Source organism: Vibrio sp. D401a, assembly GCF_030248515.1.
Taxonomy (GTDB): Bacteria; Pseudomonadota; Gammaproteobacteria; order Enterobacterales; family Vibrionaceae; genus Vibrio; species Vibrio rotiferianus.
The window spans coordinates 134,026-149,444 of record NZ_JAHGAI010000001.1 but is presented as its reverse complement, the minus strand read 5'-3'; the positions used below and the strand labels follow the sequence as shown (position 1 = coordinate 149,444).

The 15,419-nt window shown below is 41.2% G+C and carries 16 protein-coding genes; 5 read left to right on the top strand and 11 right to left on the bottom strand.

Annotation, left to right across the window (positions count from 1 at the left end):
* Positions 1-4: 4 nt before the first annotated feature.
* Together KIV41_RS00660 and rffA are read right to left on the bottom strand one after the other, a co-directional pair.
* Complete coding sequence (locus KIV41_RS00660; RefSeq protein ID WP_252041473.1) at positions 5-1,123, bottom strand: hypothetical protein; 1,119 nt, start codon at positions 1,121-1,123, stop codon at positions 5-7.
* Between the two features lie 2 nt (positions 1,124-1,125).
* Positions 1,126-2,262, bottom strand: coding sequence for a dTDP-4-amino-4,6-dideoxygalactose transaminase (rffA, locus tag KIV41_RS00655; RefSeq protein ID WP_010445111.1), 1,137 nt, complete (start codon positions 2,260-2,262; stop codon positions 1,126-1,128).
* A gap of 229 nt (positions 2,263-2,491) precedes the next feature.
* Here rffA and KIV41_RS00650 point away from each other — a divergent pair, with 229 nt between their 5' ends.
* On the top strand, positions 2,492-3,169 hold the full coding sequence (locus KIV41_RS00650) for a GNAT family N-acetyltransferase (RefSeq protein WP_010445110.1): 678 nt from the start codon (positions 2,492-2,494) through the stop codon (positions 3,167-3,169).
* 92 nt (positions 3,170-3,261) lie between these two features.
* On the top strand, positions 3,262-4,512 hold the full coding sequence (locus KIV41_RS00645) for an O-antigen ligase (protein ID WP_071234856.1): 1,251 nt from the start codon (positions 3,262-3,264) through the stop codon (positions 4,510-4,512).
* 38 nt (positions 4,513-4,550) lie between these two features.
* Here KIV41_RS00645 and KIV41_RS00640 read toward each other — a convergent pair whose 3' ends face one another.
* Genes KIV41_RS00640 through KIV41_RS00630 form a run of 3 tightly spaced genes read right to left on the bottom strand, consistent with a single transcriptional unit; the run spans position 4,551 to position 7,524 of the window.
* Entirely contained in the window at positions 4,551-6,383 is a 1,833-nt protein-coding gene (locus KIV41_RS00640) for a DUF3413 domain-containing protein (protein WP_252041471.1), read from the bottom strand.
* A gap of 29 nt (positions 6,384-6,412) precedes the next feature.
* Positions 6,413-7,132, bottom strand: a complete 720-nt coding sequence (locus tag KIV41_RS00635) for a 3-deoxy-D-manno-octulosonic acid kinase (RefSeq protein WP_038883451.1) — start codon at positions 7,130-7,132, stop codon at positions 6,413-6,415.
* Positions 7,129-7,524, bottom strand: a complete 396-nt coding sequence (locus KIV41_RS00630) for a diacylglycerol kinase (protein ID WP_038883449.1) — start codon at positions 7,522-7,524, stop codon at positions 7,129-7,131. The genes KIV41_RS00635 and KIV41_RS00630 overlap by 4 nt, the downstream gene beginning before the upstream one ends.
* Before the next feature lie 98 nt (positions 7,525-7,622).
* Here KIV41_RS00630 and KIV41_RS00625 point away from each other — a divergent pair, with 98 nt between their 5' ends.
* Complete coding sequence (locus KIV41_RS00625; protein WP_252041469.1) at positions 7,623-8,681, top strand: glycosyltransferase family 9 protein; 1,059 nt, start codon at positions 7,623-7,625, stop codon at positions 8,679-8,681.
* Positions 8,668-9,462 (top strand): glycosyltransferase family 2 protein, encoded by a 795-nt coding sequence (locus tag KIV41_RS00620; RefSeq protein WP_010445104.1) that lies wholly within the window; start codon positions 8,668-8,670, stop codon positions 9,460-9,462. The genes KIV41_RS00625 and KIV41_RS00620 overlap by 14 nt, the downstream gene beginning before the upstream one ends.
* On the opposite strand, the gene KIV41_RS00615 is transcribed toward KIV41_RS00620, so the two are convergent.
* Positions 9,431-10,465 carry a glycosyltransferase family 9 protein gene (locus tag KIV41_RS00615; protein WP_029560900.1) on the bottom strand — a complete coding sequence of 345 codons (1,035 nt, stop codon included), beginning with the start codon at positions 10,463-10,465 and terminating at the stop codon, positions 9,431-9,433. The two genes, KIV41_RS00620 and KIV41_RS00615, sit on opposite strands and share 32 nt — an antisense overlap.
* 83 nt (positions 10,466-10,548) lie before the next feature.
* Between KIV41_RS00615 and coaD the strand changes: the two genes are divergently transcribed.
* On the top strand, positions 10,549-11,043 hold the full coding sequence (gene coaD, locus KIV41_RS00610; RefSeq protein ID WP_010445102.1) for a pantetheine-phosphate adenylyltransferase: 495 nt from the start codon (positions 10,549-10,551) through the stop codon (positions 11,041-11,043).
* 49 nt (positions 11,044-11,092) lie between these two features.
* Here coaD and KIV41_RS00605 read toward each other — a convergent pair whose 3' ends face one another.
* The 5 genes from KIV41_RS00605 to rpmB form a co-directional block, all read right to left on the bottom strand.
* A complete protein-coding gene (locus KIV41_RS00605; protein WP_010445101.1) occupies positions 11,093-13,069 on the bottom strand; it encodes an LTA synthase family protein in 1,977 nt (658 codons plus the stop codon).
* Positions 13,070-13,219: 150 nt separating this feature from the next.
* Positions 13,220-14,029, bottom strand: coding sequence for a bifunctional DNA-formamidopyrimidine glycosylase/DNA-(apurinic or apyrimidinic site) lyase (gene mutM / locus KIV41_RS00600; RefSeq protein ID WP_285335518.1), 810 nt, complete (start codon positions 14,027-14,029; stop codon positions 13,220-13,222).
* A 118-nt stretch (positions 14,030-14,147) separates the two neighbouring features.
* The gene (locus KIV41_RS00595) at positions 14,148-14,624 is read right to left on the bottom strand and encodes a hypothetical protein (protein ID WP_010445097.1); all 477 of its coding nucleotides are present in this window, start codon (positions 14,622-14,624) and stop codon (positions 14,148-14,150) included.
* 176 nt (positions 14,625-14,800) lie between these two features.
* Positions 14,801-14,971 (bottom strand): 50S ribosomal protein L33, encoded by a 171-nt coding sequence (rpmG, locus tag KIV41_RS00590; RefSeq protein WP_004410866.1) that lies wholly within the window; start codon positions 14,969-14,971, stop codon positions 14,801-14,803.
* Positions 14,972-14,984: 13 nt separating this feature from the next.
* Positions 14,985-15,221 carry a 50S ribosomal protein L28 gene (gene rpmB, locus KIV41_RS00585; RefSeq protein ID WP_005467944.1) on the bottom strand — a complete coding sequence of 79 codons (237 nt, stop codon included), beginning with the start codon at positions 15,219-15,221 and terminating at the stop codon, positions 14,985-14,987.
* Positions 15,222-15,419 lie beyond the last annotated feature (198 nt).

Below are 15,419 nucleotides of genomic sequence, written 5' to 3'. Positions count from 1 at the left end.
TTTTTTATGAATATGTTTGCGATAGAACTTTTATTGATCGCAATTCTTCAATTTTTGTTGCTTCAGCATTAGACGTAATATCAACTTGTTGCCCTACAAGTTTTTCAACTAACTCATCAAAGGAGCTGTATTCCAAAATATCTAGATCCAATGCTGATTTGAAACCGTAATGATTGGGCGTACCTTTTTCGATACAAACAGCCCCATAACCGTTCTTGATATAGGGCCTTACTGTACTCGCGCCCCCTCTGCGTTGGAGCAATATGTGAGAGCATGACATTACTAGAGAAGTATAAGCTATGGGGTTAATAGCCGTGACATAACTAACATCAAAAGCTTGGCGTTTAACGTTTCTTAGCCAGATCAAATATAAGTCCGTGAGAGCTCTCTGCCAACGAGACTTTTTGTGCCACATGATTAGTAATTTGAAGTCTTTTGCTTTTTTGTTTTTTCCAAGAGCTTGCAAGAACTTTCTAATTTCAGAACAAGAAAATGCCTTTTGCTTCGTTCCGACTAAGATACGCTTTTCATTACGCGCCCACCCTTGGCAACTCATCTCTGCCTGAGCCAAATAATGAGCTGAATCACATGGCAACGTTTCAAAAATCACACTTGCATCTATGAAGCCAACATCTCGATTTAGCAGGCGATCAAGCTTAGGCTTAAACGTTTTTTCATGGCCAATAAAACGATCTATTTGAGTCAAGCAAAACAAGTCATCTTCTGCTATATGAAGCTTGAGGTCAGGTTGAATGTCTCCCTTATTCTTATAACAAATTTCCCAGCGATCGACCTCGTCATCAGTTAAAAAGACACACATTTTATCTTTCATGCCAGCATCTAACTGAAGAACCTTTTTCATATAGGGTGAGTTAAATCGGTTCAGAGACATAAACGTTACTGTTTGAGCAGTTATTGCCTGGCTTAACAACTCTTCAGAAGCATCTAAATACGTAACTTTTGATACGGGTATTTGTGACTCTTTCCCTTTACCATCGACTTCAAAAACAAGTGCTACAATGTTTTCAGGTAAAACCCCTGCTTTTTTGATTAAAGCTTCTGCATAAAGGTAAAAAAAGAAGTCAGCACCAGAAATGATGAATAGGTGTTTGTTTTCGAACATTGCTAACTCTTTATAAAATAAGAAAACACGGTCTCAATGACTTGTCGTTGTTCTTGCTCAGTCATTGAATAATAAAGCGGCAATCTTACCAGTCTTTCACTTTCAGATGTCGTGTAGTTGTCACTCCCGTGAAAATGGCCAAATTTTTCCCCTGCAGGAGAAGAGTGGAGAGGGACGTAGTGAAAAACAGCCATCACATCATTCGCTTTGAGATACTCAATGAAACGTTCTCTCTCTTCTAAAGAGCTTAACTTTAGATAAAACATATGGGCATTGTGCGCACATTGTTCAGGAACTAATGGAAGAGATACGTTGCCTTGACTACGTAATGCATTGAAAGAATTGTAATATCCCCTCCAAATCTCAAGGCGCTTGTGATTAATATCCTCTGCACTTTCTAGTTGAGCCCACAAATAAGCAGCTTGGATCTCACTTGGAAGCATGCTGCTTCCTAAATCGACCCAAGTGTACTTATCCACAGCACCTCTAAAAAACTGACTACGGTTTGTGCCTTTTTCTCTTAGTATTTCAGCTCTTTTGATAAATCGATCATCATTTATCAAAAGTAATCCACCTTCCCCACCGCTGGTGTAATTTTTAGTTTCATGAAAACTAAAAGCTGCTAAATGACCAATAGAACCCAAAGGGCGGCCTTTGTAGGTTGACATCATTCCTTGAGCGGCATCTTCGATTACAAACAAGCCATACTTTTCTGCAATAGACATGATTGCATCCATTTCGCAAGCAACACCAGCATAATGGACAGGAACGATCGCCTTAGTCTTTTCTGTTATAGCCGACTCAATTAGCTTTTCGTCAATGTTCATTGTGTCAGGTCGAATATCAACAAAGACGACCTTTGCCCCACGCAATACAAAAGCATTTGCAGTACTGACAAAGGTATAGCTAGGCATGATTACCTCATCCCCTTCACTCAAATCTAAAAGCAATGCAGCCATTTCTAATGCATGAGTGCAAGAAGGGGTTAGGAGCGTCTTCAGGCTCGAACTTTTTTCGGCAAACCACTGCTCACATTTTTTCGCAAAATACCCGTCTCCTGACAGCTTTTGACCAAGAATCGCTTCTTGAATGTAATGAATTTCTTTTCCAGACACTGCCGGTTTATTAAACGGAATCATGCTAATTTACTCATAAAACATTTCATACTAGAAAGCGCTAATCACATACCGGACCAATAACGTTAAACTCATGATTTAAAATAAGCACTTAATTGTCTAACCTTTGCCTTCATATCGAGAACCGGATAAAACTTACTCATACCCTTTCTCCAAATACAAGACTATTTCAAAAAGAGTTTGTCCCACTTATGATAACATCAACACCATGCTAGCGTTATAGGTAATCATTATGACAAGTTACTTCTCTGTAAGTGCCAGAGAGTGGGACTCTTTTTTCTTTAAACGTAATATCTGTGACGTAAACTGGTCACAGGCACCGTTACCATCCAATACCCATTTTGAGCTCATTACAACTAAAGTACCTTGTACTGATGCAGAGAAGTTATCGTCATTAAACAAGCACGGCTTTTCATATTGTGAAGGTGAACTGGTTTTTACTAAAAAAGTATCCAAATCAACAAAAGAATACACAGAAGTGGCAACAACAGCACATATGGAGGGACTACTGGCATTGATTCCTAACCTCTATCAACACAGTCGCTTCAAGGCCCCGTGGTTTTCACCACAAGAAAGGGATTATTTTTATCAAGAGTGGCTGCAAAAAGCCATTATTGGTGCATTTGATGATGTCTGCTTAATCATTAATCAAGATAACTTAATTAAAGGCTTTATCACTTTAAAAGTGCGCCAACAAGAAGCGGTTATTGGGCTTCTTGGAGTAAACCCTCTATTCTCTCGAAAAGGGGTCGCTCGCATGCTCTTAGATAGTGCTGAATGGTATGCACATTCACGCGGAGCAGCAAATATCAATGTTGCTACGCAATCTAGCAATATCCCTGCAATGAACCTATATCTAAAAAGCGGTTATTCTATAAGCAGCTCTCATGTATGGTTGTATAAAAGCTAACCTCTAATTTCAACTTATAGCAGCTCAGTCAAAGATCACATGAGATATGTCTAAAACAATAACTTTACCTAATGATATGAACGTACAAACATATGCAAACTAAACACAATTTTTCTTCCGTTATACAAAAATTTGAGCATCTAACGTTTTTTCTATTCAGTTTAAGTATTTTTATATCTAAGGCAGGCTTGAATATAGCGCTTGTGCTCGCTCTGATACTAATGATAGTGAAAACTTTAACTCAGCCAGAATTTAAAGCCTTCCTCACGACGAATAAGGTAGCAAGACTATCTTTAATTTGCTTTGTGGTTGGTCTTATCGCGGGTTTACTGTCTCCCTCCCACTTAAAAGGCATGGGAAATTTCTTCAATAAAGCGGGATTTTTGCTCATATTCCCTCTCTTCATATTCCACTTTTCAAATGCCAAAAACAGACGCTACGCAATTATTGCAATGCTAGCGGGGTTTGCTATCGCACTGCTTTATAGCCTTTCTTTATTTTTGTCATTTGATCACTGGAGAGGACAAAGAGTTGCAAGTTTTTGGACCGTAGGGCGATGGGCTGAGCTACTGATCTATATGTCCTTACTTTGTGTGGTTTGGCTGACTAAGCGTAAGAACAACACTTGGGAGTATCTCGCTCTGCTGGCTACGCTAATTGTCGCGGTATTCTGTATCGCTATTAATGGCTCTAGAGCTGCGTTTCTTGCTCTTGGCCTTATTCTGCCAGTTTATTTTCTATTCAATAAAAAGAAGGTCATTTTACCCGCCATTCTATTTGGCTTCATCGCAACCGTAGCCGTTTACTTCGTTGCTCCAAGTGTTGTAAAGCAAGCAGAGACTCGAATTGTTAGTATTACTGATACTGAGAAAAACATGTCCAATACCGCCCGTCTTACATCCTGGAAGGAAGGTATTCTCTTTCAACTAAAAACTATTGAGGAAGAACCTATAACTTACATGACCGGTTATGGTGTAAATGGTTTTGATCAACAACTCAAACAGTTTTTAATCGATAAAGGTATTTTCCAACACCTGATGGAATCGACAGACAATCAGTTTTCCTACAACGATCATCACAACGGACTACTTAACATCATTAGTACCAGTGGAATAGTATACTCGGCAATATTTGTTTATTTGCTAGTTGTTATTTTCAAAAGCCTTCCTGGTGACGATTGTTGGCTAGTTTTCTGTAGATATTTGATGATGACTTTTTTACTCGTCAGCATTTTCTATACGAACTTTATGGATTTCCAAACAATAGGAGTCTTTTTTATGCTCGCAATAGGGCTTGGCATCCAAGTCGAGCAAAGAGCATCGGAAGATAATGGAATACAATAGAACATAAAAAAACGGCAGTATTTAACTGCCGTTTTTTACTATTTTCGATAGCGACTTATTTGCTCTAATGCCGCCTGAACATTATCAAAATCCATTTCACCTTCTTTTGGTCGATTTGACTTATCAAGATACTGATACTGCCCTCCACCACCAACTTCAACAATGCTGCTGTCAGTGATGATTGCATAGCCGCTATAGTTGGATGATAGCACCCAGTCACGCTTAATCCGCTCACCTAGTAAGTCCTCACCTACAGAGTAATCTTTACTATCGTTAGTCACTCCCAAGTAGTGTTTCATAAGTGTTGGCACAACATCTTGGTGACTCGTCAAATCACTGCTCTGCCATTTCAAGTTGTCCTTGCTGATACCTGGACCGAACATAGCAAACGGTACATTCACTTGTGCGTTAGTAAAGTTACCGTTGTGTCCCCAGAAATTAAGCTTGTTATCGTTCATTTCCTGCCCATGGTCACCCGTAATGATGACTACTGTGTTCTCCAAATCACCGCTCGACTGCAGTTTATCCAACACTTTCTTCGCCATGCTATCTACATAGTGAACACTTGTTTTGTAACGATTAAAGAAAGGCTCAGGATCACTGTCGTTGTTGAGCTTCAGATAGTTAACTTCCTTGAGCATCGGCTCATACTTATGGGCATAATCTTTTGGAAAGTCATAACCATGTGGGGCATCGTAAAACAAAAAAGAGAATGCTGGCTTAGACTTATCTCGAGCGTCATACCAGTTAAGCCAATCTTTTGTTAAGTCTGCGTCTAACTCTGATGGGGTATCCCCAACGGAGCTCATGCGAAGATTATCTATATTGGTAAACACTGTTTGGTTAAATTCTGGCTTTCTAAGCTGAGCTGCAGTGAATATCCCAATGTCGTAACCCATTGCTTGCAAACGGTCCATAAAAACTGGACTTTGCTGGTTAGCAAGGAAGCCATGCCAATACGTACCTGGGATACCATAGAACAAACCAAAAATACCTGTTCTAGTTGCATTGCCAGTGGCGATATGATTATGGAAAGTCACACCTTGTTCCGCATATTTCCACATATTTGGTGTATTTTCTGTGTTGAATGTATCCGCGCGCCAAGAGTCGACAACCAAAAACATAATGTTGACTGGTTTCTCTATAGTTTTAGTTTTGAGTGGAGATAACGGGTAATTCAGATCACTCTTTCGATTCAAAGTTAGGGCTTTTTGACGCTCAATTGCTTGCTCATCAATCCAACCATACTTACGCATCATACTGTTTGAAGTCGCAGGGTAGAATAACGGCAAATATCTTTTAACTGTCGTAACTGGTTGATAAGCATGGGCAGCAGCCCAAATGTGAATTCCATTAGTCGCAAGCAAGGATAGGAAGGTAAGGAATGCAAACTTGCGGCCTAACTTTCTGGTGCGAATTTCAGGGCCATTTTCAAGCCAACGCAGTACAACAAACTCGATTGCAAACGCAATTGAAACCCCTACTAACACCATGACCCATGTAACAAGTGGAAAGCTGACAATCTGTCCAGATAGCAACAAATCCAAAACCATTGCATTAATGTGGAATCGATATTGAGCAAAAACAATGGTATCGATAAATAGTGTCACGACTCCGATAGTCGCAATCAATGCTTGTACTGATGTTCGAACTTTTTGAGGTAGCAATAGGGCAGGTAAGGCCAAAATACCAACCACAAGCGCTAATAATGTCATTTGCCCAAATGTGCCAACGACGATAAAGATAGCCCCTAAAGGTTCACTTGGGAACTCGGGCAGAAAAGCAAAGTAGCGGGTAGAGATCAGCATCAACACTAAAGCATTGATTAAGATATACCAGCCGTGAATATGCAACTTTTGCTTAAAAGTCATGAGATGAATATCCTGATTTGGTTTTGTGATTATGGCTGAGCCATAAATTCTTGATACCCAGCCTTAAGCTCGGTGAAGTCTTGTTCTGACCATTGTATTTGACGTTTGTTCTGCTCTTTTCTAAAAGAGCGTAATAGTCGCTCTAAGTTCGCAGACTGCCAGCCATTTCCAACTTGCTTTTTACATTTGTCAAAATCGATAATCCAAACCTTTTCATTGTTATCAATCAGCAAGTTATGAATATTTAGGTCTGTGTGGTTTACCTCTGCTTTATGCATCCGGGCAATTTCTTGACCAACAAGACGATAGACTCTCGTAGGTAATTTGCGTTCAATGAGAATAGAGACAAGATCTTGTGCATTCTCAATACGCTCACTTAGCAAATCGGCAGTATAGAAGCATCCTATTTTTATCACTCTTGCAGCCACTGGTTTAGGAACACTAACCCCAGCATCAATAAGTTGATTAAGCAATTGGAACTCCGCAATGCTTCGAGCACTCTCCCATCCAGAGAACCAATAAGAATCTCGTATGACTTTACCCCACAAGCCGCCTCTGTTGTAGTGACGTAAAGCACCCTGTATTTCAACTAGTTGTAAAAACCAAGTTGTTCCACGCCCTTTTGCCTTCCCGGTAATTTTCCCTTCGGCCTGCCAATATTCGGAATCAAAGATAGGCAGTGTAGGGTCTGTTATATATCGAGAGTCATACAGCACTACACAATTGTTATCTTGATATCGTTTGATCATTGTCCCCACCAATAGTGACTACCGATAATGTAGAGCCAAGAGCCTCCGGCAAGCATCAACATCACTAAAACTGCTGCTGAACCAATGTCTTTGGCACGACCACTCAACTCGTGATGCTCAACTCCAACTCTATCCACAACCGCTTCAATTGCCGAGTTTAGAAGTTCCACCACGAAAACAAGCACAACCAACGCCATCATGATCACTTTTTCTGTCACACCCACGTCTAACCAACATAACAAGCCAAATGCAAGAGCCATAAGGGCAATCTCTTGCCTAATCGCGGCCTCGTGCTTAAATGCTGCTTTCAATCCTTGAACAGAATAGATGCCAGCTTTAAAGATGCGTTTTAAACCAGTATTTCCTGGTTTACCTTGGTTAGATTCTGTCATAGCCAAATTTACACAATGTCGTTGAACGAAAGTCAGTCATTTTACATTTAACTTAGGTATCTGCATAATTTAGTCAGTTTTTTTTTAGAGCTCTCCCTATGCCTCTCTTTGCACACGAACCAAAATCATTATGTTTTTTACGTCTTTCTGCTATTGGCGATGTGTGTCATGCCGTTGCCGCAATTCAAAACGTACAAAAGCACTGGCCTAACACAAAAATCACTTGGGTTATCGGAAAAATTGAAGCTCAGCTTTTGGAGGGTTTAAACGGTGTTGAATTGGTTGTTTTTGATAAAAAGCAAGGTATTAAAGGCATGCAAAGTGTCTGGCAAACACTAAAAGATCGAAAGTTTGATGCTTTGATACATATGCAGCTCGCCTTACGTGCCAGCATACTCACAACGGGTATCAGAGCACGCTACAAAGTCGGTTTTAATTTCAAGAGAGCGAAAGAAGGGCAGTGGTTATTTACGAATAAAAAGATACCTGACACACAGTCGCAACATGTTCTCGACAGTTTTTATGCCTTTACTGAATATTTAGGCGTTCCCTCTCAAAAACCGACGTGGCAACTCCCGTTAAGCAGAGAGGATCATGCATTTGCTACTGAACAGTTGACTCACAAAGCAACCGTCGCGATTTGCCCAGCAGCAAGTAAAGATGAACGAAATTGGCTGCCAGAACGCTATGCTCAGTTCGCTGATTTCGTGTACTCTCAAGGATACCAAGTCGTACTTTGTGGCTCACCAGCGCAGCGTGAAGTAGACTTGGCGAATAGCATTATTCAGCAAACCAAATCGCCAATCATAAGCTTGGTCGGAAAAACGAGCCTAAAACAATTGACTGCGGTTTTGAGCGCTTGTGAGCTAGTCTTAGCTCCGGATTCAGGGCCAGCACATATAGCAACGACACAAGGAACAAAAGTACTGGGCCTGTATGGTCACAGTAATCCCAAGAGAACGGGACCTTATAATAATATTGACAATGTCGTTAGCGTTTACGAGAAGTTCGCAGAAGAACAGAATAAACAGCCTGTAGAATCCCTGCCTTGGAGTACTCGCGTTAAGGGGGCTAACGTTATGCAAGCCATCTCGCTCAATGACGTAGTTGAGGCATTTAATAAACTAATTAAAGGTGACATCGATGTCAGAAACTAGCACCAGCAAACCAACTTTAGCGGTAGCGTTAATTGTTAAGAATGAAGCCGAAAACTTGGACGCATGCCTAAAAACTGTACATGGATGGGTTGATGAGATCGTCATCTTAGACTCGGGTAGTACGGATAATACAAAAGAAGTTGCAAGCCAATACACAGATAAATTTTACGAAAATACCAACTGGCCAGGATTTGGTCCTCAACGACAATTGGCTCAGAAGTATGTTACCTCAGACTTTGTACTTTGGCTCGATGCAGATGAACGTATAACACCTGAACTACAATCTAGTATTCAGCAAGCTGTAAGCGAAAACCAACCCAATACCCTTTTTTCAATTTGCCGTTTAAGTTGGGTTTTCGGTAGATACATCCGTCATTGCGGCTGGTACCCAGACAGAGTGGTTCGCCTTTACCCGACTCAACTCACTGAATATGATGATTCTCTCGTTCATGAAAAAGTGAAAGTCGATAACTCTATGGACATTAAACAACTTCAAGGAGATGCACTGCACTATACCTACAACGACTTACACCACTATTTAGTGAAATCTGCAGGCTATGCAAAAGCGTGGGCTGAACAGAGAGAAAAGCGTGGTAAAAAAAGCAGCATCGGAAGTGGAATACTTCATGCTCTAGCCTGCTTCGTTAAGATGTATATTGTTAAAGCGGGCTTTTTAGATGGAAAGCAAGGCCTGTTGCTTTCCATCTTATCGGCACATTCAACATTCGTGAAATATGCCGATCTTTGGATTAGGACAGATACCGAGCAACCCAAGGGTTAAGCGTCTCAAGTGCCGTATCAACATTGATGCGGCTCATATCCGCTTCTAACTCTTCTCCCCCTCCTTTTGGCGGACAAAAAGCGAGATGGCGCCCCTCAGAATTGATTGGCAGCCACCTTAATGGCGTAGAGGAGCGCTTGCTTGGAAAGAAGCCTACCGTTGGTATATCAATAGTTGCCGCAATATGAAGCGGCCCTGTCGAACCTGCAATGAAGAGCCGAGCACATGCAATGGATCGCGTGAAGTCAGTCAAACCATCATTTTTGCTATAAACAACGCCTTTCTTACCTTTGCTCTTTATTAGCTCAAGTAGCTGGAAGGCTTTCTCTTCTTCTCCTGGCCCTGCTGTCACGATCAGTTGAAAGTCGCTCTCAATACCAATGATTAAATCTGAATACTGCTCTAGAGACAGATTATTTGCCGAGCCCCCAGTCCCTGCATGGACCATTATCCATGGCAGAGAAGTATCGATATCTAGCTGCTGAGAAAGTTTACGTTTTTGCTCTTTCAGAATCTCAGCTTCAAAAGTTAAGTATGGAGCCTGAGGTTCTACAATCGTAATGTTTTGCTCATTTAAAAATGCTCGGATTAGATCTAAATTATATTGAAACTCAGGCTTGGCAGACTGTGAACGCCTCTGCTTAATACGATGGTTGTAAAACAACTGAGCAAATTTGGTTGCTGGAGCAAGTCGGTACTTTATACCTGCTCGCCAAACAAGAAGCGCATTATATGTTGTGGAAAACAGATTAATCGACGCATCAAATTTGCCTTTCTTTATGCTTTCCAGAACAGCCCTTCGTTCTGACGGATCACCATTTTTTGTCGGATCTAATAAAACATCATCAATCCAAGGGCATAACTTAGCAAGTTCAATGGTATATTTCGGAACCAAAGCAGTGACGTGACAATCCGGCATTGATTGCTTAAGCATCGCAAAACTAGGCCATGCCAACATAAAATCACCTATTTTGTCATTTCGGATCACTAGTATTTTTTTCATTGCATTTTCACACTTAATTTTTGTCGTCATCAAATCGGCATATTGATAGCATGTAGAAAGTTCAAAGCTTACGAGTATGGCCCATGTCTAAAAAAAACATTTCTAGAGTTGTTTACCCTGGTACTTTTGATCCAATCACAAATGGTCACCTAGACTTAATTGAACGCGCATCCCATATGTTTGACGAAGTCATTATTGCTGTAGCCGCTAGCCCAAGTAAAAATACCATGTTTGCTCTTGAAGAGCGCGTTGCTTTTGCCACAGAAGTGACAAAACACCTTGATAATGTCACGGCTCAAGGCTTTAGTGGCCTAATGGTCGATTTTGTAAAACAAGTCAATGCTAACGTTTTAATCCGAGGCTTGCGTACAACCGTCGACTTTGAATACGAGTTTGGCTTAACCAATATGTACCGCCGTTTACTGCCAGATCTAGAAAGTGTGTTCCTAACACCATCGGAAGAATACGCCTTTATTTCATCGACCATTGTTCGGGAGGTCGCCATACATGGCGGCGACGTCAATGCCTTTGTCCCTGATGTTGTCGCACAGGCATTACACAACAAGCGACAGATTTAAGAGGCTGTCTAACGTAAAAATGATGAGAAAGGCCCTATATAGGGCCTTTTTAATATGCCTGAAGTTGAGAGCGTAAATAGTAGTCCTGGAGTTTATTGTACTCTACCCCCCAAACGGTATCTAAGCCTTCAAGTCCTTGTGCTGAAGAATAAAGCGCAGTAGACCATGGGTAAACTAATGCTCCTTCTTTGTTATTAAAAGCACCTATAGAAGTAATTGTGCGTAACTTATTGTAGCCGATATTAGCCGTTGGCTTAGATGACAACATATTCTCCCCACCAAGGCTAACGTATGAGCTATCTGACAAGCTATGGTGATACAGAGTTGGCAAAATGTCTCTATGAGAACCAATTCGCTGCTCGTCATAGACAATGTCAGACTGCTGTTTAATTACATCAGGCACATACAAGTAAAAAGGGACGCCATAGGTTAAGCCATATTCCTCAGATTTATCAGTCGCCAAATAACGCATTCTGTGATCGCCGGATGCTCCAATTAAAGTTTTTACTGCCAAAGGTGAGGTTTTCACTCCTTGTATAAACTCCCCTAGGGCGTTGTTGCTGTATTGGTACGTATGCAACATAGCTTCAGCTTCATCAGAAAGCGGGCCTAACAGATTACTGATTCTGGCACTCACAGTAATTGGCTTAGCTGCATAATTGTCAGGAACCATAAAAGGAGAATGGTTGGTAACCGTCATTATGTAAACAAAAGTTGGCTTACTCGCTTCATCAAGGATTTTTCTTGCAAACTTAAATGTGTACTCATCTGGAATCCCCCAAGTACTCTGATAACTTTCAGCTTCCGGGAATGCTTTTATGATAGAGTTCTCATCAAAGACTCGATCAAAGCCTTGCTTAGGAAGGTAATTAGCTAAGTTTCGCCACATGCTGTTTCCACCGTAAATAAAAACAACGTCATACCCTGCCGCCTTATATGGCATTACGGCAGAACTTGGCAATGACGTCTTTTGTGCCATAGAGTGGCTCAGTGTTGCAACATTGCTGTGAAACAACATCATGACGATGCTATCTATTGTGGCTGAGGTCCCCGCTAAAAAACGCTTGTATACATAATCTTGCTCAAAATGCGGCCGCAAAGCACCCAGTAGATCATTCTTATGTGGATCATCCTCAATAAGCACGTTATTTCCCATTCCTTCCATTAAAGCCATTACAACATGAGGAGGGTTCTCTGCTAAATAATCGTTTTGAGGAGTCTGATATTGAGGGTTATCTTTCCCCAGTACCTTTATCATCTGCTGCTTAACTACTGCTTCAGGTACGGGTTTAAAATTAAACTGTTCAGTATAATCGCTTCTTGCCCAGTCTAACGCCATGAATGCGTTAGGACTAAGTACATTGAGAATTTTGTGTTGCGATACGCTCGCGTGGTAGCGCTTTAATGGAAGCGATCCAAGCGATCCTCGAGCACCAGCAACGTAGCAAAAAATAACGACAACAACACTCACCGTAATTAAACCCGCATGATGCCTAGGCCATTTCCATTTCTCAGAACACTTGACACCATAGGAGGCATATTTGTAGCTCAGATAAGCAATACCTAGGGAAAAGAGCAGAGATATTAGAATTGGGTAGTCAGCCCAAACACTCGACAATACTGCCGCAGTATCGTCATCAAATAATCCAAACGCGAAGAGGTCAAAATGATTCCCATAGGTCACGTAGTAATAGTAGTTACCAATAGAAAATATACACAACAAGAAGAAAACACTGGCGGTGTAGGAGGGAATTGCTGCTTTTACAATTCTAAACTTTCTAGAAGAAGATCCACATATTAAGCCAGAAAGAAATAATGGCGCAAAAGCAATTGCAACGACTTTAAGATCGAACCTTCCCCCAACCCAAAACATTCTCCAGATATCATCGCTAGCAATACTAATTAAGGAGTATCCTTCAACCGCTAGGAAAAAGACCATTCGGCATAGTGATAAAAAAACAACTGCTGAAAAGATAGAAGCAAAAATAAGCTTAACTAACGTTCGATAGTTATGCTGAAAACTCATAGGTACTGCTTAATACAAAATAATTATGATAATAGTGATAATTCTATCATAAGTATGCAACAGGACCGTCACAGCAAGTTCAAAGAAAAGACATCCCTTTTCAGTAAAAGCGTGAAGTTCAGCAACTTCCTAGACATTGACTCACATTATCTATTGCTGGCATCCACCACAGAAGAAGGTATTACGTTGCCCTATTTTCTGTTCTTGGATAGCTTCACCGCATTCTGGGCATGGCTCTCCGGCTTTTCCGTAAACTAATAACTCTTGTGCGAAGTAACCTGGTTTACCATCTGCTTGGGAGAAGTCTTTCAGTGTCGTTCCGCCTTGCTGAATGGCGATCTCAAGCGTGGCTTTGATGTTCTGCACCAGTAATCGCCATTCTTTCTTAGTTAGTTTTCCTGCAGGGCGAGTTGGGTTAATACGTGACTTAAACAAAGACTCATTGGCATAAATATTTCCTACTCCGACAACAACTTTGTTATCCATAATAAACTGCTTAACCGCAATGCGCTTACTTTTGGCTTTGCCTGCTACGTAATCAGCATTGAACTCTTCATTTAGAGGCTCTGGTCCCATATGACTCAAAACTGCGTGAGATTCATTTGGCGCACTCCAAAGCCATGCGCCAAAACGGCGCGGATCGTTATAGCGCAGCACTTTTCCATTACTCAACTTGAGATCCACATGATCGTGCTTTGCGGCAGGAAAGTCAGCATCAAGCACACGCAGTGAACCCGACATGCCCAAGTGAACGATCGCTGTCCCCTCATCCGTTTCAATCAGCAAATACTTAGCACGACGAGTGATATTACGAATCACATGCCCTTCTAACTTTTTAAGTTCCTGAGGGATGTCCCAACGTAATTTCGGTGTTCGGAACACAAAGACCTTGATCATTTGACCAATCAAATGTGGACTGATGCCCATTCGGCTAACTTCAACTTCTGGTAATTCAGGCATTTGATTCTCCTCACAACACTAAGAACTTTGATACTGGATGGCTAGCATAATCGAAAAGAGTTAAGACAAATACAGCCTTTACAAAGGGTTATTGGTTAGAAATCACTTGGTTATTAAGCTATTTGGGCATGATGTAATTACCATCGACAGAAATCGCAATCCATTTTTCCTGCCAGTTTTTAAACAGCCAAAAATCGTCAAGACGATAAAAAGTCACTCGCTGCGGCTCTTCGAGCCCTCGATACCAAATTTCGATGCTTTCAGGTGATGATAAGTGTGGTTTCAACTGTTCATATTGCTCTGGTGTCAGCTCCGTACCTTCCAATGATTGCCAGCGAGTCACAATATCTTGTACGGGAATATTGGCTTTAATGTTTGAGCTCCACTGACCATTTTGTTTCTCAAGTTCCCAACCTGAAAAATAAATCGCGCTAACTTCATGATCTGAGCGCAACAAATTTGGGTAAGGATCCACTTGTTCGTCAATAAGGTAAGTTTTGATCCAAGTTGGGGCATTTAGGATCAGCATAAAAGCAATGATGCCCAATATAAGAATGTTGTTCCAACGACGACGACGAGCCGGGCTAACGCGCATAGTAGTTCCTAATCTCATATGATTAGAGAACAAACTATCAAAGCTCATCAATCTTGACTAGAGCATCCGCACTCAAACACGGCGAAGGTAAGTATGAAGTAAGAAGAGAAATTTATAGTAATAAAAAACCCAGCTCGAGAGCTGGGTTTTTTTAATCGTCAAAGAGACTCAATCAATTACTTGATTTTCGCTTCTTTGTACATAACGTGCTGGCGTACAACTGGATCAAATTTCTTGATCTCAAATTTGCCTGGCATGTTACGCTTGTTCTTATCAGTTGTGTAGAAGTGACCAGTACCTGCTGAAGATACTAGACGGATTTTCTCACGAACGCCTTTCTTTGCCATTGCCTATTTCCTCTTAAACGTTTTCGCCACGTGCACGAATATCAGCAAGAACAGTATCGATACCTTTCTTGTCGATGATGCGCATACCTTTTGCAGTAAGGCGTAGTTTAACAAAACGTTTTTCGCTCTCTACCCAGAAACGATGAGTTTGTAGGTTCGGCAGAAAACGACGCTTAGTAGCATTTCGTGCGTGTGAACGGTTGTTACCCGTTACTGGACGCTTACCAGTTACTTGGCATACTCGTGACATGAATGTCTTCTCCAAAATCGTTTCAGCTCGATATCAACCTTGGTGGCCGAACCTCTCTATTTCTTGGAAAGAAGTTAGAGGTTAAGAACCGCTATGGAAAATCCATACAAGGCTATCAAAGGTCGCGCATTATACTAACTTGATATGCATTGCTCAAGACCCGAACAGATCCTTTTTACAGGTTTTCGTGATCTTTTT